At 46.0% G+C, this 18,666-nt stretch carries 17 protein-coding genes; 9 read left to right on the top strand and 8 right to left on the bottom strand.

Features of this window, described 5'->3' with window-relative positions:
• Positions 1 to 53 precede the first annotated feature (53 nt).
• From ACOMHB_RS00475 to ACOMHB_RS00465, 3 genes are all read left to right on the top strand, one after another.
• Positions 54 to 980: an SdiA-regulated domain-containing protein gene (locus tag ACOMHB_RS00475; RefSeq protein WP_448215067.1), complete on the top strand. Its 927-nt coding sequence runs from the start codon at positions 54 to 56 to the stop codon at positions 978 to 980.
• Positions 981 to 1,019: 39 nt separating this feature from the next.
• Entirely contained in the window at positions 1,020 to 1,778 is a 759-nt protein-coding gene (gene truC, locus ACOMHB_RS00470; RefSeq protein ID WP_448215066.1) for a tRNA pseudouridine(65) synthase TruC, read from the top strand.
• Positions 1,779 to 1,850: 72 nt separating this feature from the next.
• Positions 1,851 to 3,500 carry a hypothetical protein gene (locus ACOMHB_RS00465; RefSeq protein ID WP_448215065.1) on the top strand — a complete coding sequence of 550 codons (1,650 nt, stop codon included), beginning with the start codon at positions 1,851 to 1,853 and terminating at the stop codon, positions 3,498 to 3,500.
• A 187-nt stretch (positions 3,501 to 3,687) separates the two neighbouring features.
• Here the strand turns inward: ACOMHB_RS00465 and ACOMHB_RS00460 are convergent, their stop codons facing one another.
• Positions 3,688 to 4,218, bottom strand: a complete 531-nt coding sequence (locus ACOMHB_RS00460; protein ID WP_422136021.1) for a cytochrome b — start codon at positions 4,216 to 4,218, stop codon at positions 3,688 to 3,690.
• A 393-nt stretch (positions 4,219 to 4,611) separates the two neighbouring features.
• Between ACOMHB_RS00460 and ACOMHB_RS00455 the strand changes: the two genes are divergently transcribed.
• Complete coding sequence (locus tag ACOMHB_RS00455) at positions 4,612 to 4,929, top strand: RING finger protein (protein WP_448215064.1); 318 nt, start codon at positions 4,612 to 4,614, stop codon at positions 4,927 to 4,929.
• 190 nt (positions 4,930 to 5,119) lie between these two features.
• On the opposite strand, the gene can is transcribed toward ACOMHB_RS00455, so the two are convergent.
• Complete coding sequence (gene can, locus ACOMHB_RS00450) at positions 5,120 to 5,779, bottom strand: carbonate dehydratase (RefSeq protein ID WP_422136019.1); 660 nt, start codon at positions 5,777 to 5,779, stop codon at positions 5,120 to 5,122.
• A gap of 471 nt (positions 5,780 to 6,250) precedes the next feature.
• Between can and ACOMHB_RS00445 the strand changes: the two genes are divergently transcribed.
• A complete protein-coding gene (locus ACOMHB_RS00445) occupies positions 6,251 to 7,264 on the top strand; it encodes an IS110 family RNA-guided transposase (protein WP_448215063.1) in 1,014 nt (337 codons plus the stop codon).
• 293 nt (positions 7,265 to 7,557) lie between these two features.
• On the opposite strand, the gene ACOMHB_RS00440 is transcribed toward ACOMHB_RS00445, so the two are convergent.
• The 3 genes from ACOMHB_RS00440 to ACOMHB_RS00430 form a co-directional block, all read right to left on the bottom strand.
• A complete protein-coding gene (locus ACOMHB_RS00440; protein ID WP_422136018.1) occupies positions 7,558 to 8,064 on the bottom strand; it encodes a DUF29 domain-containing protein in 507 nt (168 codons plus the stop codon).
• Between the two features lie 320 nt (positions 8,065 to 8,384).
• Positions 8,385 to 9,197, bottom strand: a complete 813-nt coding sequence (gene pyrF / locus ACOMHB_RS00435) for an orotidine-5'-phosphate decarboxylase (protein WP_448215062.1) — start codon at positions 9,195 to 9,197, stop codon at positions 8,385 to 8,387.
• 168 nt (positions 9,198 to 9,365) lie between these two features.
• Positions 9,366 to 9,869, bottom strand: a complete 504-nt coding sequence (locus tag ACOMHB_RS00430) for a hypothetical protein (protein ID WP_448215061.1) — start codon at positions 9,867 to 9,869, stop codon at positions 9,366 to 9,368.
• Between the two features lie 200 nt (positions 9,870 to 10,069).
• Here ACOMHB_RS00430 and ACOMHB_RS00425 point away from each other — a divergent pair, with 200 nt between their 5' ends.
• The 3 genes from ACOMHB_RS00425 to ACOMHB_RS00415 all read left to right on the top strand — a co-directional run bounded on the left by ACOMHB_RS00425 (position 10,070) and on the right by ACOMHB_RS00415 (position 12,053).
• The gene (locus tag ACOMHB_RS00425; protein ID WP_448215060.1) at positions 10,070 to 10,546 is read left to right on the top strand and encodes a YbjN domain-containing protein; all 477 of its coding nucleotides are present in this window, start codon (positions 10,070 to 10,072) and stop codon (positions 10,544 to 10,546) included.
• A 107-nt stretch (positions 10,547 to 10,653) separates the two neighbouring features.
• Entirely contained in the window at positions 10,654 to 11,553 is a 900-nt protein-coding gene (locus tag ACOMHB_RS00420; RefSeq protein ID WP_448215059.1) for a DMT family transporter, read from the top strand.
• A 38-nt stretch (positions 11,554 to 11,591) separates the two neighbouring features.
• A complete protein-coding gene (locus tag ACOMHB_RS00415) occupies positions 11,592 to 12,053 on the top strand; it encodes a nucleoside deaminase (RefSeq protein WP_422136013.1) in 462 nt (153 codons plus the stop codon).
• 63 nt (positions 12,054 to 12,116) lie between these two features.
• On the opposite strand, the gene ACOMHB_RS00410 is transcribed toward ACOMHB_RS00415, so the two are convergent.
• Positions 12,117 to 13,067 carry a LysR substrate-binding domain-containing protein gene (locus ACOMHB_RS00410; protein ID WP_422136012.1) on the bottom strand — a complete coding sequence of 317 codons (951 nt, stop codon included), beginning with the start codon at positions 13,065 to 13,067 and terminating at the stop codon, positions 12,117 to 12,119.
• A 527-nt stretch (positions 13,068 to 13,594) separates the two neighbouring features.
• Between ACOMHB_RS00410 and deoC the strand changes: the two genes are divergently transcribed.
• The gene (gene deoC, locus ACOMHB_RS00405) at positions 13,595 to 14,353 is read left to right on the top strand and encodes a deoxyribose-phosphate aldolase (RefSeq protein WP_448215058.1); all 759 of its coding nucleotides are present in this window, start codon (positions 13,595 to 13,597) and stop codon (positions 14,351 to 14,353) included.
• A 43-nt stretch (positions 14,354 to 14,396) separates the two neighbouring features.
• Here deoC and ACOMHB_RS00400 read toward each other — a convergent pair whose 3' ends face one another.
• Both ACOMHB_RS00400 and ACOMHB_RS00395 read right to left on the bottom strand, forming a co-directional pair.
• Positions 14,397 to 16,457, bottom strand: coding sequence for a hypothetical protein (locus tag ACOMHB_RS00400; RefSeq protein WP_448215057.1), 2,061 nt, complete (start codon positions 16,455 to 16,457; stop codon positions 14,397 to 14,399).
• Positions 16,458 to 16,620: 163 nt separating this feature from the next.
• Positions 16,621 to 18,537, bottom strand: a complete 1,917-nt coding sequence (locus ACOMHB_RS00395; RefSeq protein WP_448215056.1) for a hypothetical protein — start codon at positions 18,535 to 18,537, stop codon at positions 16,621 to 16,623.
• Positions 18,538 to 18,666 lie beyond the last annotated feature (129 nt).

Raw genomic sequence — 18,666 nt, 5'->3', positions numbered from 1 at the left:
GCGCTCTGCCGGTCTCCATAAAGCCCCCTCTGAAATTGACCTATTCCCTCATTATGAAGAATTTCAGAAAACTCTCCCTCGGAATCATTGTCATTTTGATTGTGGCCGTGATTGCTATTAAATATTTCGATATCGATGACAAACTTTACAATGAATACCTGTCCCATACGGTATCCAGTGAACAGTGGGCAAATGCCATTGCGTTGAGTGATTATAAATTGGTGGCCGGACCTGTGAAACTCGTTGATGCAGGTGATCAGGTATCCGGAGTGACGTGGAGTCCTGTTACCGATTCCCTTTATGTTGTATCCGGAGGAGGTTCTTCGATCCATGTCCTGGAGTACGACCAAAATGGAAACCTCAAGAGAAAGCTGAAATCCAATCTTAATGCTGATGTAGAAGGTATTGCCTGGGCTGACGGCGATCGTTTTATTGTTGTCAACGAACGTCAGCAGGAATTGTTGCTGGTAGACATTAAACCGGATTCGAATGAGATCGATTTCTCCAGTGCGTCCACTTTTACCTTTGGCATAGGAGAAGGAGGCAACAAAGGCTTTGAAGGTATTGCCTGGGATCCGGAGACAAAATCGATCTATGTCCTCAAAGAGAGAGACCCCATCCGGATTTTTCGTATTGATGGTTTCACCGAGCAGGGTAAAGATAGGAAGCTGGTGATTCGTGAGCAGGAAGAAATGGAAGAAAGCCTGAGGTTTTTCAATCAGGACCTGTCAGGGATGCACTTCGATACGGTTTCAAGGCATTTTGTTGTGCTCAGTGATCAGTCCGATTCTTTGACAGAACTGGACGAAAATGGAGAGGCCGTCAGTGTTATGGTGCTTGAGAAGGGCTGGCATGGATTGAAGAATACGATTGAGCAGCCAGAAGGGGTTACTATGGACAGACAGGGAACGGTGTTTATTGTCGGGGAGCCTGACGACCTTTACATATTCAGGAAGAGTACCTTGTCTGAACGAAAGTAGCCTCCTTTGATATTGAGCTTTGCTGTTGGGATGTCGTGCATGTCAGAAAAGAGCCAGGAAACACTGGAAATCATTTATCAGGATCACTGGCTGGTAGCGGTAAATAAACCGTCGGGTCTGCTGGTGCATCGCTCCATGATTGACCGGAATGAAACCCGGTTCGCTTTGCAGATCGTCAGAAATCAGGTGGGTCAGCATGTTTACCCACTGCATCGTCTGGATAAACCGACTTCCGGTGTTTTAGTGTTTGCCCTGTCGCCTGAGGTTGCCCGGCAGGTTGGAAAACAATTTGAGGAAGGGCTGGTCGAGAAAACCTATCTGGCAGTCGTCAGGGGTTATGCGCCAGAGTCTGGCGTGATTGATCATCCTCTGAAAGAAGAGCTGGATAAAATGACAGACCGCGAGGCCCGGCAGGACAAACCGGCTCAGGAGGCGGTCACTGTTTATGAAAGACTCGCGACCGTTGAGCTGCCTCTTGCCATAGAAAGATACCCAACCAGTCGCTACTCCCTGGTAAGAGCCTGGCCTAAAACGGGCAGGAAACACCAGATTCGTCGGCATATGAAGCATATAGCCCACCCGATCATTGGCGATGCCAAACATGGGAAGGGCGTTCATAATCGATACTTTGCCAAACACTTTTCAGCGGGTAGATTGCTACTGGCCTGTACTGATCTTGAATTAACTCATCCCCTTACCCGTGAACGACTGCTTTTGTCTGCTTCGCTGGATGCTGTCTTCTCTGATCTGATGACTCGCTTTGGTTGGAACAGATCACTTCGTCGGAAAGTTGAGTGAATTTCCTGATTCCCCATGACGAATGTCAATTAACTATCTAGTCTGCCTGAACGGTTTGTTTCAGGAGGCTTTATGCTCAGAGCGGGTTTGAGTATATTTTTTTTTGCATTGTTGTTGCTTGGAGCGTTCTACAGTCACGGATTCGATGACTATAAGAAAGATAGAATAGTAACGGATAAATCAGGTCGCCAAAGGTGCAAGCAGTGCGACCTTAATCTTGGTGCCTGTGATTGTCGATGTTATCAGTGTGGCAAGCGGTTCAGGGAAAAAAGGCTGATTGCCCAGGCCGCAATAAGAAAAAAAGGGCAGTCTAATGCCAAGAGTGCCAGAGGCAAAGACCCTAAATCCAGAGAGGTGTATTTATCCACTGAGAATACTTGCCAGTGTGAAAGACCTTTGGTCCGTGAGGCTGCGTCAGCTTCTGTTCCGAGGCTTGGTCCCAGGGAAAGGATGGCTGCTTTTGATGGGCCTTCAACCAGCCAGATGACTCTGGTAGAGCCGTCCTTGAGTGGTTTTTCCAGCGAAATGCTGCCTCTTCTTGTTGCTGTTAATGTTCCAGATCCTGCTCCTGTATCTGATGAGAAAAATCAGCTTGATTGTGAATGGATGAACCGGCAGTGTGATTTTAGCGTTATCCAGTTGCAGACTTTGCCTGTCGATGAAACTCTCTGTCAGCAGAAAGCCTTCTCAGCTTCATCTTTCAATGTCTGTTATCTGGAGACCGGCATGGATAAGATCGTCCTCGAGAATTCAAATAGCGGGGTACTTAAATTTCAGCAGCTATTGACTCAGGTGAAGGCTGCCATCCAACAGGATGTAATTGCAGGGCTGATCTCTGTTGGTTGGATGAGTGAATACACTCGACCCCTTGGCACAATCGAGGCTTTGAAAGATCGGGGATATTTTCTGACGCTTCCTGATTCTCAGGGAGGCTATTCCTTCGCTCTTATTATTATTGAACAGAGTTTGGCTTTTGTATTTCTTCTGAATCAGGATGGTGAAGTGGTGGGCTATGCCAGTAATAAACACAGTCTCTTTGTTTTTGCGATCAACTGCTATCTGGATAAGTCGAGAGGAGGCCAGCTTTATCAAGTTCACTTGCCTGATGATGATGTGTTCAACCTCATGGTGGAGAATGCCATTAAGGCTTTTAATTGCCTGGATAAAGAAGCTGTGGAAGCCTTGCAGGCATTTGATGATGACGATGAGGTTGAAGTGTTGCTGGTTTCTGATAACTCAACGGGGCATGACGTTGCTATTCGGCAATGTTTCATGAATCAAATGTCTGGAGGTCTGCAAAAGATTCCGTTACCTCGGAAGTTAGACGAATCCCAGCTTCCGGATTTATACCCCTTGTTGAGTTTAATGGAAATGGATCAAGCGATGATGGCCCTTAATATTGACCTCGAGGTTAATGAGCTTAAGGAGTTCAACTCAATTCAAATGATAATGGACAATGCCATCGGAGAGGGCACCTTTGTCATGGTGATTCAGGAGCCCAATGAATCAACATTTGCTGTTTTTATCTCGGTTAATGGTGCCATTATGACACTGAGAATGTTGTGTTTTTCTGACGGTCTTGGAGAGCGAGCCTCGTTGAAAGCATGCAGTGGCTTGGTTTGTGAATGGAATGAAGCATTACAGGTTCTTATGCATACTCTAAGAACAGGTTATAACCTCAAGCTTTATCGAATAAGGCTATCTGACGACACTAATAGTTAACAGTCAAATAAAATTACAACAATCCCGTTGATCGTGATATCAACGGTGCCAGAAATGTCTTTCTTAAGTGTTTTACAAGGTAGCTTGAACCTTATCCATAACAGCGAGTGTTGCGCTCGTTGCGGATTTAATCAAGAGTGGCATAGAGTCTGGAAAAGGGCTCCCGAACGAGCCCTTATTGGCAAATTTACAACATTCTGCCCAGCACATCGTGTTCAGGCTTATCCATGAACCGGTGTTTGAATGCCCCCACCACGTGAAGGGCTATGATGGCCAGAAATGCATAGGGAATATAGGAATGGATTGTATGAAGGGTTCCTGCCAGCTCTTTGTTGTCTTCCATAAATTCGGGCAGTTGGATGCCAAAGAAGAAAACATCACGCCCTCCTGCATCCGACATGGTAAGACCGCTCAGAGGTACAAGAATCATCAGGGCATAGAGCGAATAATGGGTGATTTTGGCCAATACCTTCTCACGGTTGGGCAATCCTTTGGGTAGCTCGGGTACTTTGCTGAACAATCGTATCAGAATACGAATCGCAACCAGCAGCAGTACCAGGATGCCGAAAGACTTGTGCCAAGGGTAGATGTCGTATTTATAGCTGACGTCCTTGGATAGACCTGCCATGTACCAGCCACTGGCAATGATACTCAGGATGGTAATGGCCATCAGCCAGTGAAGCAGTCTCATCAGTAACGGATATTTTGCAGGTGTCATAGATTTATCCTCTGGAGTGGAAAGCGCGTGCGGCTTAGAGTTCGTTATCTTATTCAAGGCTGCTATGAGTGAAGAATAAACTTCACCCACAAGGATGCATTTATTCTTACTTTAAACGGTGATCCTGTCACCTGGTTCCGGCAAATTATGTTTTTTCGCACAGATTGTCTGCGCAAAGATCCTCGCGTGACTCCACTCGCCTTAAGCTGGTGGTTGTCATCAACGGGCATCTTTACCGACAGTCAGATGTAGCTTCTTCCACAGGGGACTTTCACCCCATTAGCTCATGCCCATGTCGGGCGTAAAAAAATAAACAAACACAGGGAACTAAATGGATAGACAATGACCCAAGGTCACAATTCATTTGAAAAACAGTAGATAGGAGTAAGAGATATGAACGGAATCACACCACCAGGCAGCCCAAATAATCAGGCACCTTATCAACAGGAGACCGATAATTGCCCTGTTTGTCTCACACCTTTTGCCGGAAGGGCAGTCACAGTTCTTGAACCATGCAGCCATATGTTTCACGAAGACTGCCTGGAGACTTGGTTATTGGAAAATAGAACTTGTCCATATTGCAGAGCCAGTCTTGGGGAAAGGGAAGTACAAACATCTCGTGATGTGATATTGGAATTTTTATCGAGAAATAGTCATATGTCATTCTATCCAGATGGGCAGCCGATAGCGGTTCGAAGTTTAAATCGCTGATTCCGTTCTCTTTGAAGGCACCTTAACATCATCACCTGCTGCCAGAGCAAGCACTCTGGCCTGGGAGATGACAGAAAAAAATGATAGCAGCAACAGTTGTGCCGCAGAGAGCGTCTTTCTGATGATTCTATCCTTCCGATTTGGTTTTCACAGAGGAAGGATAGATCTAGAAAATGAAAGGGTATCTATATCATCCATCAGCTGCACTGGTGATCTGCCTGATGGCATCGCTGTAAAGTCCATGCAGGCTTTCAGGATCAGAGACACATAATCCCAGGTCCCTCAGAAGACCGTCTTTCAGCCCATAGATCCAGCTATGAACCGTCAGGTCCTGTCCTCGCAGCCAGGCATCCCTGACGATGGGGGTCTGGCAAACATTCAGAGCCTGTTCTACAACATTCAGCTCATACATGCGCTCAAAGACTTCTTCCTGGCTGCCCAGAGTGTCCAGGAAAGTCTGGTGTTTGTGCTGTACATCCTGAATATGACGCAGCCAGTTATCAATCAGACCGAGTTTGCCGTTCTTTACCGCTGCCTGAACGCCGCCGCAGCCGTAATGGCCGGTCACTATAATGTGCTCAACCTTCAGGTACTCAACGGCGAACTGGATAACAGAGAGACAGTTGAGATCGGTGTGAATGACCTGATTGGCCACATTTCGATGAACAAACAGCTCACCAGGCACCATACCGGTTATCTGATTGGCAGGCACCCGGCTGTCAGAGCAGCCTATCCACAGGTATTTGGGGGCCTGTTGCTGAGAAAGTTGTTCAAAAAAGTCAGGTTCCTTTTCCCGAACAGCATCTGACCATTCACGGTTTTGGTCGAACAGCTTCTTGAGTCTGCGCATGGGAAGCTTCCTCATCAGAAATAACGCACAAGTATACAGCTGAAGAAATAGAAGCCAATAACAGTAGGGTTTTAATGGCGTACCGAACAGCTGCATCTCCGTTGCAATTCCTCGCAACAGCTCTGCTGTTTTAAGGCTACTGTGAAGGCAAGCGGCTGAATAGGCAACGGTCGGGCTCTTAGGAGCCTGACCGAGAATAGACTGCCCTACGCGGCAACTGCTCCTGCGTTGCTCTAGCTCCTGCATCCATGCAGTCGTGCTGCGGCAGCAAATTGGTCTGAAAATCCGCTTTTGTTCGTCAAATAGCTCGCTATTCTCCTTACAAAACCGAATTTTCATCCTCAATTTTCTGCCGTCCTCGCTACGGGCGCTATGCTCGGTCTAATGGGATGGTCCGCCCCTCCTAAACGGCTTCAAATGAGCCAAAATGGAGTTAACCATTTAAACAGGATTAACCGGAGCGAACCACCCATGACTATTTCAGTACTTGGTATCGATATTGGCAAGAACAACTTTCACCTGTTTGGTGTTGATGAGCAGGGTAGCAAAGTCATCAGAAAGAAGTCGTCCAGGAAGAACCTTCTAGAGTACGTGGCAAATCTGGAGCCATGCATTATCGCTATGGAAGCTTGTGGTGGTGCTCACTATTTGGCTCGGTTATTCAAGAACTATGAGCATACTGTCAAGCTGATTTCACCTCAATTTGTCAAGCCTTATGTCAAGACCAACAAAAATGACTACAACGATGCTGAAGCGATTGCAGAAGCAGCTTCACGGCCCAGCATGCGTTTTGTACCTGTTAAAACGTCAGAGCAGCAGGCCTGGCAACTTCTGCACCGCTATCGTCAACAAGCGGTTGATCAGAGAACTGCCCTGGTTAACCAGATCCGGGGGTCACTATTGGAAGAAGGTATTGTAGTTGCCCAGGGTATTGGTAAAGTTCGTGCACAGCTTCCACGAATTCTGGAAGATGCTGAAAATGGACTCCATTCGCTGACTCGTGAGCTGCTACATGGTTTATCAGAAGAGTTGGCCAGTCTTGACAAGCGTATTCAACAGTATGACCAGAAAATTCAGGAGCTAGCAAAAAACGACGACGAATGTCGTCGAATGATGACTATGCCGGGTATCGGAGCCATCACTGCCACAGCATTGAAGGCAGCCATTGGTGATGCGACGTATTTTAAATCTGGTCGACACCTTGCCGCATGGATGGGATTAGTTCCAAGACAGCATTCCACAGGCGGTAAGTCAGTCCTGCTGGGCATCAGTAAACGGGGTGATAAATACCTGCGCACATTATTGATACACGGCGCACGTTCGGTACTCCACTGCCTCAAAAATAAGGATGACCGCTGTAAAAAATGGGTTAGCCAACTTAATGAGCGCAGCAATCACAACGTTGCCGCCGTTGGTCTGGCTAATAAAATGGCTCGGATTGTCTGGGTCATCATGACCCGAAATGAAGTTTACAAGGCTGCATAATGAAGTAAAGGCGGCAGCGGCAAAGTAAAGCATAAGCTTAATCAAAGGGGACCCCCCCGCAGATTGCGATGAGCATGTACAGTTGATGGCAAACAGGTAAAAACCGGCAACCTGAAACCTGATAGGAGCCTTGACCCTTGAGGCCGTCGGACTGATAAGGCCAGGTTGCGCGGATACCCATCAGGGCCAGAGGGTTAGACCTCATGAATAGGCCGTATATATGATTGCAGTTATCTTTGTTTGCTAATTAACAAAACAGGCTCTTGCAAAACGGGGCGGACCATATAAGGCTCCTAGCGCTGTGGATGGTCGGGAAGAAAGTCATCAACCATGATGTCATCGAATGTCCACGGGCAACTGTCGGGGAAGCTGGTGTTATCTAATTGATGATTTTCCCGCAGGTACTTATTCATTTCACGAATGGCAGCCTGTTTGGCATCAGGGTAGCTGTCTATTAAGGCATCATCCTGTTCGTGCTTCAGGGACGGGTTTTTACGGATTAACCGGCTGATTGTCATACGTGACTGTGAAATACTCTCGTACCAGCTTCTGAACTCTTTGGGTTCGTAAAGGTTGGGGTTAATCACAAAGGTTTGGTATTGATATTTGAGCAGATGCAGCACCAGAATGACCAGATGGGATTCCAGTGTATTGCGCTCGCTTCTGCCCATTTCGTCTACTTCTTCTATAAGGTTATCAAGATCAAGCCGGTCGAACTCACGGTTTTGCAAATGTTGTTTTTGCTGTTTTTTCCAGTGATAGAAGTCGGACTGGTAAAGTGTTTTCTGATCATTATCCATGACATGATTCCCCGTTAATCACAGCCAGTATAGGATAGCTTATACAAGGATTGTTATGTCATTCCCTTCACAGCACTTCAGCGCTAACCTCAGGTGCGAGAAACGCTGAACCTATTGCCGGGACGCACCGGAGCCGCCGGTGATGCCGTTGTCCTGCGTCGTGATCTGGTTCAGTCGGAATTGGCGGGCAGTCAGACCAATACCGGGAGCTGCCTGCATCGACCGGCAAGATCAGTGGGCCGTCTTCACAGCCCTGGGTGGGCTTGCTCTTGAAAACTAAAGAAAGATATCCGTTCAGGGTATCTTCGGGTAGTCATTGTTTAACGGTACTGATTCACCTGATCTCTGAGTTCAATGGCAGCAGCTCTGGCTGCTTCGGCAAAGTTTTCATCACTGCCAGCGTAAATGATGCCACGGGAAGAGTTTACAATGATGCCCTCACCCTGACTGTTGAGACCATTTTTAACGGTGGCTTCTACGTCTCCACCCTGGGCGCCCAGACCCGGAACCAGGAATGTCATATCACCGGTAATGGCGCGGATACGCTTGAGTTCTTCAGGGTTGGTAGCACCGACAACCAGCAGCAGGTTGTTATGGCTGTTCCACTCTTCTTTGGCCATACGGGCAATCACTTCGTAAAGGAAGTCATCACCGACCTTCAGGTTCTGGATCGCCGCAGCTCCGGGGTTAGAGGTTCGACAAAGGATGATGGTGCCCTTGTCTTCATATCGGCTGAAAGGTGCAATGGTGTCGATGCCCATGTAGGGGTTGACGGTGATCGCATCTGCGCCGTAGCGATCAAAGGCTTCTGCCGCATACTGATCAGCCGTGCTGCCAATATCGCCCCGTTTTGAGTCCAGAATGACCGGGATATCCGGGTAATTATCCTTGATGTATTCGATGGTCTGGGCCAGTTCGTCTTCTGCACCACGGGCATGATAATGGGCGGCCTGGGGTTTGTAAGCACACACTAAGTCGGCAGTGGCATCAATAATAAAGCGGTTAAATTCCAGAATAGGTTGCTCAAGCGCCTGAATGTGGGCGGGAAACTTCTCGGGTAGAGGGTCCAGGCCTACGCAGAGTAGAGAGTTGTTCTTACGCACAGCCGCCTGAACCTGATCCAGAAAACGCATAGCAAAGCCTTATGTAGCATTGATCGATGTCTGGGCGGGCAGTCTAACAGATAACGCTCGGGTTTTGTTGCGCCAATTGACATCCACCCCCGCCCAATGAGGCTGTTTGACGCGAATTGAGGAAAAGAAATTTGCCGGAGGAGCTGAAATGTTCCTCCGTGCCTTCTTTTATCTGGCCTTTTGAAATAGCTGTGCCATCAAGCCAGAGTTTATCATCTGTTCTGCAGCACTCTTCAGAGTTCCTGAAGTCCCGTATCTTCTGAACGCCCGGTAAACCGTTGTGCAGGCCATCAGGTGCTTAACGGTTTGTTTGATGGCTGTTGTCAGTAAAGGAACGGTATACAAGGCCATCAATAGAGGGTGAGAGAGTGCCAGCATGATCACCAGGGGAGAGCCAGAAATGGCACCGACAGTTTGAAACCCCCTGACGGTTCGGCAAACGTACTTCCGGGTATCAATCGTGCTCTTCATGGTCCGGTTTTTATTGAGTCTGTGACAACCTGCTTCAACCGCTTTGCTGACCAGTTTTCCCATCAGATAGCCTGCGACAGCACCGGGTGTGGTTACCATGGTGGTCAGCAATTGAACTGCCTCAGCAATGCCTGTGATCGGGCTTGCAGAAGCGTATAAGGCTGTTTGGATACCGGCACTGATTCTTCCTGATCCCTGCATAATCTGTACTCCTTGTGGTGTTATTTCATGTTGTAGGCTCAGTATGCAGGGATTTGCTGCCAAAATGACTGACAGAGCGGTTAGTTATGCTTGCACATTTTCATCCAGTGAAGTTGGAATGCCTCAGAGTCTGGTCAAACTGACCATTTCATAGCTTGACGAGAGTTCATAAAATGGTTGGCAAAACAGAGATAGCGTTGATGCAGAAATTAGTAATACCAGACCGGCAGCAGGTAGAGATCTGGCTCGATCAGGCCGGTCATGAATTCTGGGCGTGCGATCGTTGCGACGGCTTGCATATCTCATCCCTTCAGTCTCTGGATGGCGTACTTGATAGCCGTTTGTTTATCGAGCCATTTGGTATTCTTTTTTCAACTGAGCTGGATTTGAAAGCCGACTCTGCATTTTTAATACAGGCCGATATGACGCGTCTCAATCTCGGCTTACCGACGCTCAAACTGTTTCTGGAGATGCTGGAGTCAGGCCATCTTTTGCTGGTGGCTTCCGATGTCCTGATGACCTCCAAAGGTGTCTGTTACAGTCAGTTTTCCGAATTTCTGGCAATGACCCTGGAGGCTAAGAGCTGGTTGTATCGGGAGTGCCAGAGCATGCACTATATTCTGTCTGAACAGGAACATTGTCTTCCCCCGGTAGAAGGAAAGTTTTCGTTCCACTAAACGTTTAGCTGCCTCATATCAGAAAATAAAACGGTCACTGCTCTGGCGAAATGTTCCAATTGGCCTAATGTCATACAGTCAACATTCTGATGCGGGAATTTCAGAACGTGTCCAATGCCACTCTTTTCTGTATCTGCTCTCTGGTGTGGGGCTCGACCTGGTATGCCGTTAGCTGGCAGCTAGGGACCGTAGACTCCATGTGGTCAGTGGCTTACCGGTTTCTCTTGGGCGCTCTGTTGTTATGGCTGATTTGCCGGTTCAGGGGCGGCTTTTCAGGCTTTACCCGCCAACAGCATCTCAGGTTCTTTTTCCAGGGAACCTTCCTTTGCGGTATTTCCTACTGGCTGGTCTACGAAAGTGAAAAGTTCATCAGCAGCGGGCTTTCAGCATTGATTTGTACGGGGATTCTTTATTCAAATGTGGTCATTGCCCGGTTCTGGTTGGGGCACACCGTTAAACGTTCTGTTCTTGTAGGCGGGGCATTGGGTAGTGTCGGTGTGTTCATGGTGTTTTTTCCCCATATCATAAAGATTGACGCAAACTCTGAGGAGCTTAAGGGCCTGGCATTGGCATTGGGTGCAGTAGTGATGTTTTCCTTGGGCAGTGTCTCCTGTGAGGTCAATGAGAAAGACGGCTTGTCAGTCGCACCTGTGACAGTGTTTGCCATGTTTTATGGTGGGTTGGAAATGGGTGGGTTGGCCTTGCTCCGCGGCGTACCACCCACGTTTGACTTCAGTCCGGGTTATCTGGTTTCCCTGGTTTATCTGGTGGTTTTTGGTTCGGTTGTGGCCATGACCTCTTATATCGCCCTGATTCAGCGCATAGGTTCTGACCGAACCGCTTATGTCGATATTATCTATCCCATCATAGCCCTCTTGATCTCAACCGTTCTGGAGGGTTACCAATGGAAACCGGTTTCTGTGTTGGGCGTAGGGATTATTTTGCTGGGGAATCTTCTGGCCATGGGCAACCGCTTTGACCGGCGCAGAACCGAGACTTCCTGCTAACATAAGAATACTTTTCTCCAACATCTATGGGGTTTCCCATGAGTGAGCACAAGCCTTTCATCTATAGAGCTATAGAGTTATCCACTCAGGCCCTGGACAAAGGGGAAGCGCCTTTTGGTGCGGTGCTGGTGCATAACGGCAAAATCGTTCTGGAGTCTGAATGTACTACCGAAGCAGAAAGTGATCAGACCCGGCACGCAGAATTGAACCTGGTAAGTCATGCCTGCAGACAGATACCGAGAGAACAGTTATGTGAATGCACACTCTACAGCAGCACAGAGCCTTGCCCAATGTGTGCCGGAGCAATATATTGGGCCGGAATCCCAAAAGTGGTATATGGATGCAGCATGGAAGCGCTGGACCAGATTGCCGGTCACTCCACCCAAATGGGTTGCAGAAACATTTTTGATCGTTGCTATGGCAACATAGAAGTCATTGGTCCTATAGAAGAAGAGCTTGCCTGCGAACCACATATGAAATGCTGGCCCCATCCTTCTTGAAAACCTGCTTATTATTGAATTTTGTGCTGGCATTCAAGTACAGAGTTGACTGACATTTCTGACTCAGGGAACGTGATAGCCCATAGGCTTCATAATGTCATACTGAAGCCAGACTTTGTTCAGCCAATTTTCTTCACCCAGCCAGTCCAGAACCCAGCGGATACCATTGCCCATGGCTTCCTTATTCCAGGCAAGATAGCAGCTGTCGTTCATGGGAATATCCAGAACATCCTTGCGAACCAGTAATTCTTGTTCAATGTAGGGCTGAACAAAGTGGCTGGGCATGATGGTGATGCCCAACCCTTTCAGCAGGCACTCAATAGCCATACGGAAACTGGGAACCAGGAGGATTTGCTGATCTTCAAGCAGCAGGTTGTAGCCCTGTCGAAAGACTCTGGAAGTATCCTGAATGCAGATCGAACTGTAAGTTTTCAGCATGTCCTGACTAATCGGATCGGAAACATTGGCCAATGGGTGCTCTGGAGACATCACCAGATCCCATGCCAGCGATCCCATAGACTTCCATTCAAAGCGGTCGTTAGTAGCAATATTGTCTGGAATGGTTTTGGGAGCACCAATGACCAGCTGGCAACGGTTGTGGAAGAGAGCATCCCATGAGCCGTTATGAACTTCAGTATTGATCACCAGGTTGGTCTCGGGACGAACTGCCTGAAGATCGCGAATCAGATCGTAAACCATGCCCTGGTTAACAACGTTATCCAGGGCAATCCTGATTTCATGTTCCCAGCCTGAAGCCATCTGGCGGGTTGTTTTTTCTAACTCCTCCAGCTGAGTCAGCAGTTTGCCTGTCTGCTGGATAAAGTGTTCACCTGCCGGAGTCAGCTCGACCCGCTTGCTATCCCTGAGAAAAAGTTGCACATCCAGCCGTTCTTCCAGCTTCCGGACGGTGTAGCTGATGGCTGAAGGCACTTTATGCAGGTGCTTGGCCGCTGCAGTAAAGTTTCTGAAGTGGGCCACGGCCCTGACAATTTCGAGGGATTCCGTTGGGATCATGAGGAGAATACTACTATCTACTGACGTTCAGATGTTAATAGAGTATCTCTAAGGTTGTCAGAAAGGGAGTCTAAATAAGAGTTTTTTATCGTAATGTTCTCGCCTCCAGTGATATAAGATGACTCTCAGGACAGGACTCACCTACATCAGCATTCAAAAAAGCCGAATGCTCGTCCAAAAATACTTGCTGTATCTGTTGGCAGGAATTCTCTAAAATAATTTTCACTTCGAGCAACCTCAGGTTATGAGGAGTCGTGTACTGCACTGTTGCCTGTTCCCGCAGTACAGAAACTCTTGCACGAAGTGTCGAGTATGCAGTCCACGCTGCAAACTCAGGTGGATGATCAGCAAAAAAATCTCTGCGTCTTTGGTGTAGGGGTTTTTTTGTTTTTGACAGTTTTTCCCACATGGTTCGGTGGTGTTCTTAAGGGAATTGAAGATAAACTACGACTGACGACAGGCTCCATTCAGGCACTTTTCTATTCTTTTTTGTCACCTCCAAAACTCTTTAGCCAGAGGACCGAACCTTGACCGATCTCACTGCTATCAGTCGTCAGGCTCTGCAATTGATGGATCTTACTTCCCTGAACGATAACGATACGCCGGAAGTGATTATTGATCTTTGCCACACAGCTAAAACACCTGCAGGCAATACTGCGGCAGTCTGTGTTTACCCAAGATTTGTTCCCATCGCCAAAAAGACGCTGAAAGAGCTGGGTCTGAACGATGTAACGGTTGCCACTGTCAGCAACTTTCCAGAAGGCAGTGATGATATTGAACTGGCAGTCACTGAAACTAGGGCAGCTGTCGCTTATGGTGCGGATGAAGTGGATGTTGTTTTCCCTTATAGCGCCTTTATGAACGGTGATGAAGCCATTGGAGCTGAGCTGGTTCGCCGCTGCAAAGAAGTTTGTGCAGACAAAGTGATACTCAAGGTGATTATTGAGAGCGGCAAACTGAAGGACCCAGCCCTGATTCGTCGAGGCAGTGAGATCTGCATTGAAGCCGGTGCTGATTTCATCAAAACCTCTACTGGCAAAGTGCCTGTCAATGCTACACCCGAATCTGCCCGTATCATGCTGGAAGCCATTCGTGACAGTGGCAAACAGAACGTAGGGTTTAAACCTGCGGGCGGCATCCGAACTGCACAGGACGCTGCAGAGCACCTGGCTATTGCCGTTGACATTATGGGGAAGGAATGGATCGACCGAAACCATTACCGCTTCGGAGCCAGCAGTTTGCTTGGAAGTCTGCTGGTGACCCTCGGTCTGAAAGAACAGGAATAAGTCTAAAAATAAGTTTCGCCAAGACTACCCTATATCAGCATCGCTACTGCCAGAATCCATTACTGTCAGAGTCACTGCTTTCAGAGTCACTTCTGCCAGAGCCGCTTCTGCCAGAGCCGCTTCTGCCAGAGCCGCTTCTGCCAGAGTCACTGCTGTCAGAGACACTGCTGTCAGAGACACTGCTGTCAGAGTCACTGCTATCGGAGACACTGCTGTCAGAGTCACTGCTATCGGAGTCACTACTGTCAGAGTTAATAGGTGTCTCCATAGCAAAATTATATTTAGAGCTGAGCAAATCGATGAAATCTTGCAGGTATAATATGCGTTCTTCCAGAAGTTTTCTCTGCCTTTTGTGATTGCTGAGCTCTTTTACTTCTTGTTCATTCGCTGCCTTGTCATGTTTGACTACATCAGCCTGCTGATTTGCATGGATGATAATGCTCGCTGAAAGAAATTCCAGCATCTTGTGTGATTGTTTCAGCAGGTTATTAAATTCTGTGTAGAGGTTTATCAAAATGCCGCGATAATCATTTTGATTAACTAATTTTTTTTGTAATTGGTGTTCTATGTAATTTTCTAAGGCTAGAAGCAATTCTTGAAATAATTCAGGGTTTTCATTTTTTGGGTTATCTTTTGCACCGATTAATATTTTTTGGAAAATTTCAAATAATTTATCTTCTTTATCTTCTTTATCTTCTTTATCTTCTTTATCTTCTTTATCTTCTTTATCTTCTTTATCTTCTTTATCTTCTTTATCTTCTTTATCTTCTTTATCTTCTTTATCTTCTTTATCTTCTTTATCTTCTTTATCTTCTTTATCTTCTTTGTCTTCAGAGTCAGTAATGGTTCGACCCAAGTCTAGTTTGCCAAAGTAAATCGATATGCTATCAATATCTGCATTTGAGAATTCTCTAACGAGATACTCAAGAACTGAGAATTTTTTAACGAAAGAGTCTAGAATCAGGCTTATGGAGTGAATAAAACTGATGGACTGATCATTCGAGACAACTAATCCGGTTTTTTTTTCACCATATTCATTTGTCAGGTTTAATATTCGTTTAGCTGATTTTATATTACGTCGATAAAACGGTATTTTGTTACGATTAATGCCATCGTTGAGTAGGGTAGTAGCGGCTATTAGCAATAAATTGACTGGTTCCTCGGATTGATCAGCTTTTGAGAGTTGATTCAATTGCCGCAAAAAATTAAGACGCATTTCTCCCAATAATTTCAGACCAGAGAAGACCGAATTAGCTTCTTTAACATTTGCTTTTAAACAACCGTGATTTTCTATGGGTTCTTTTTCGCCTAAAATGTCATCTTTTATGACCTCTATACCAGATAAGCCGATGGCATGAAGCAGGAATGAGCCAAAAAAGAAATGGCCCCCAGGAGGGGGGGAGTTAATGGCTGTATAGTAACTCAATATCAGCACCGCTAAGCTCTGTTGATCTTTTGGTTTGGTCATATCGACAAATGATTCGGTATTATGGATTTTGGTTAGAATTGCCATCATTTCAAGCTGTACGAAGTCAACCACAATGTGGTGAGTTTTTATCAATTGCTGAAGCATGCTTAAGATTGTGAGGCTTTCATTGGGGGGGGCTAATGGGACGTAGCTCAACATAGTGTTTAAGATGTCTTCATCAATGCCTGTATTCAATTCATGGATAATGGCGGTAATTTGTGCATGGTTCATTGGTGGCAGCGGAATTTCCATCAAAGGCTGCGGTTGCTGTGCCCCAGCTCCCTCGGATTCTTCTGAATGCTCAGCCATTTTTTCGACTTGCTCATTTTCATGGTTCATTGCGAAGATGAGTTCGGTTGTATTCGAGTTGAGAAAAAAAGGAGAGGTTTTTCCTAAATAAGCATTATGGTTAATCAAATCGTTCAGGTAATTAGAGGTTTTTGTCGTTTTTTCTTCAATAAATCTCTCATCCACGGGTGTGAATAAAGTATGTGCTGCCATCAGTTTTGAATAAGGGCTAACCATAATGATAAAGCTAAGACAAGCAGCAACCGACCGTTTGGCCCTGTCACGATGGAAAAGTATCGGTTGTTTTGCTGTTTCAGGAAATTCAGAAATGAAGTTACTTGTTAACATCTGCTTTCTCTAACTTATAAATTCCCTGATAAAGTAGTCCACGGAATGCAGAATTGGCCAACTTGAGCACTTTTTAATGCTACACCTCAATCTACCTGGATAATGCTGGAAGCTGCAGTCCATAAGGCCATTAGCACTTGGTCTGAAAGAACAGAGAAGAAGATTAAAAATAAACTTCGTCAAGACTTTCAAGAGCACCTCTCTCAGCATCACTACTTTCAGGGTCATCCATGACCGCATCACAACTTTCAGAGTCGCTACTACCCGGGACACTTATGCCAGAGTCAGTTCTGCCAGAGTCACTTCTGTCAGATTCACTGATGTGAGAATCATTACTGTCAGAGTCATCACTGTCAGAATCATTGCTGCCAGAATCATTGCTGTCAGAGTCATTGCTGTAAGAGTTAAGAGGGGTCTTCATAGCAAAATCATACTTAGACCTGAGCATATCGACGAAATCTCGCAAGTATGATATCCGCTCTTCCAGGTGTTTCTTTTGCCTCTCTTTTTGTTCTGTTGCTGCCTTGCCATGGTTGCATTCATCATTATGCCGATTAGCATTGATGAAAATATTGCACTCAAGGCATGTCACCATTCTGTTTGATTGTACCAGAAGGTGGTCAAATCCTGTGCAGAGCGTTACCATTATGACCTGGTAATCATTTTGATCAGTAAACGTTTTTTGTAATTTTTGTTCTATGTATTTTTCTATGGCCAGAAGCAATTCTTGAAATAATTCAGGATTTTCATTTCCCGGGTTGTCTTTAGCGTCGCTTAGGATCTTTTTGAATATTTCAAATAATTGTTGTTCTTTGCCTTCATTGTCGGTAATGGTTTGATCCCAGTTTGACTGGTAGAAATAATCCGTCATGTTGTTAATACATTCACTTGCAGATTGTATAACGTAAGGATCAAGCATCAGGCTTATGGCATTAATAAAATTGATGAACTGACTATTAGAGGCAACTAATTCGGGTTTTTTTTCACCATATTCTACGATCAGTCTTAACATCCGGATAGCTGATATCATATTACGCTGATAAACCGGCATTCCGTTATCAATCATGCCATAGTTGAGCAGAGTAGAAGCAACTAATAGCAGGTAACTGGCTGGTGTCTCGAATTCTACAATTTTTGAGTTATCTTTCAATTGTTGCAAAAAATCAAAGCGCATTCCTTCCAGCACTCCCTTGCCAATGAAGATCGAAGCTGACTCTTTAACATTTGCTTTTAAAACTTCGTAATCTTTTATGGGTTCTTTTATACCTAAAAGATCACCTTTTATGGCATCGAGTTTCTCGATACCGGACAGGGCGGCAGCGTGAAGCAGGAATGAGTTAAAAAAAATGTTAGCCACTTTAGGGGAAACTGCATTTGAATTGATGGCGGTATAATAAGTCACCAACAATATCGCGAGCCTGAATTTGTCTACTGGCTTGGTAATATCGACAGGTGATTGAGTGCCCTGGATAGAATATAGAACTTCTATTATGTCATCCTGGTTAGGGTCCGGCACAACACCGAGAGCTTTTGTCACGTGCTCAATCATGTCTGCAACGGTCAGGCTCTCATTGGGAGGTGTTATCGGTAGGTAGCTCAACATAGCGTTCATGATTTGCCTGCGTTCTTCAGTGCTTGTATTCAACGTTTGGATTATGTCGGTAATTTGTGCATGGGTCATTGGTGGCAGCGGAATTTCCATTAAAGGCTGCGGCTGCAGTGCTCCAGCTCCCTCCGATTCTTCTGAATGCTCATCCGTTATTTCGACTTGCTCATTTTCATGGTTCATTGCAAAGATGAGTTGGGTGGTATCCGGATTGAGAAAAAAAGGAGTGGTGCTTCCTAAATAAGCGTTATGGTTAATCAAATCGTTCAGGTAATTTGACGCTTTTGTCGTTTTTTCTCTAACAAATCTCTCATCCACTGGTGTCAATAAAGTATGTACTGCCAGCAGTTTTGAATAGGGGTAGACCATAAAGATAAAGCCAAGGCAAGCAACAACCGACCGATAGGCCCTGCCACGATGGAAGAATATCGATTGTTTTGTTGTTTTGGGTAATCGAGAAGTGGAGTTACTCATCAACCTCTGCCTTCTTTGGGTAATGAATGCCCTGATAAAGTAGTCTATGGATTGCAGCAGTACTCAATTTGAGTGCCTGTGAATGTCAAACCTTAATCTGTCTGCATCATACTGGAAGCGATTTGTGAC

It is taken from the genome of Endozoicomonas sp. 2B-B, assembly GCF_053470045.1.
Note: the sequence above shows the minus strand (reverse complement) of the source record. Positions and strands in the feature narration are given on the sequence as shown.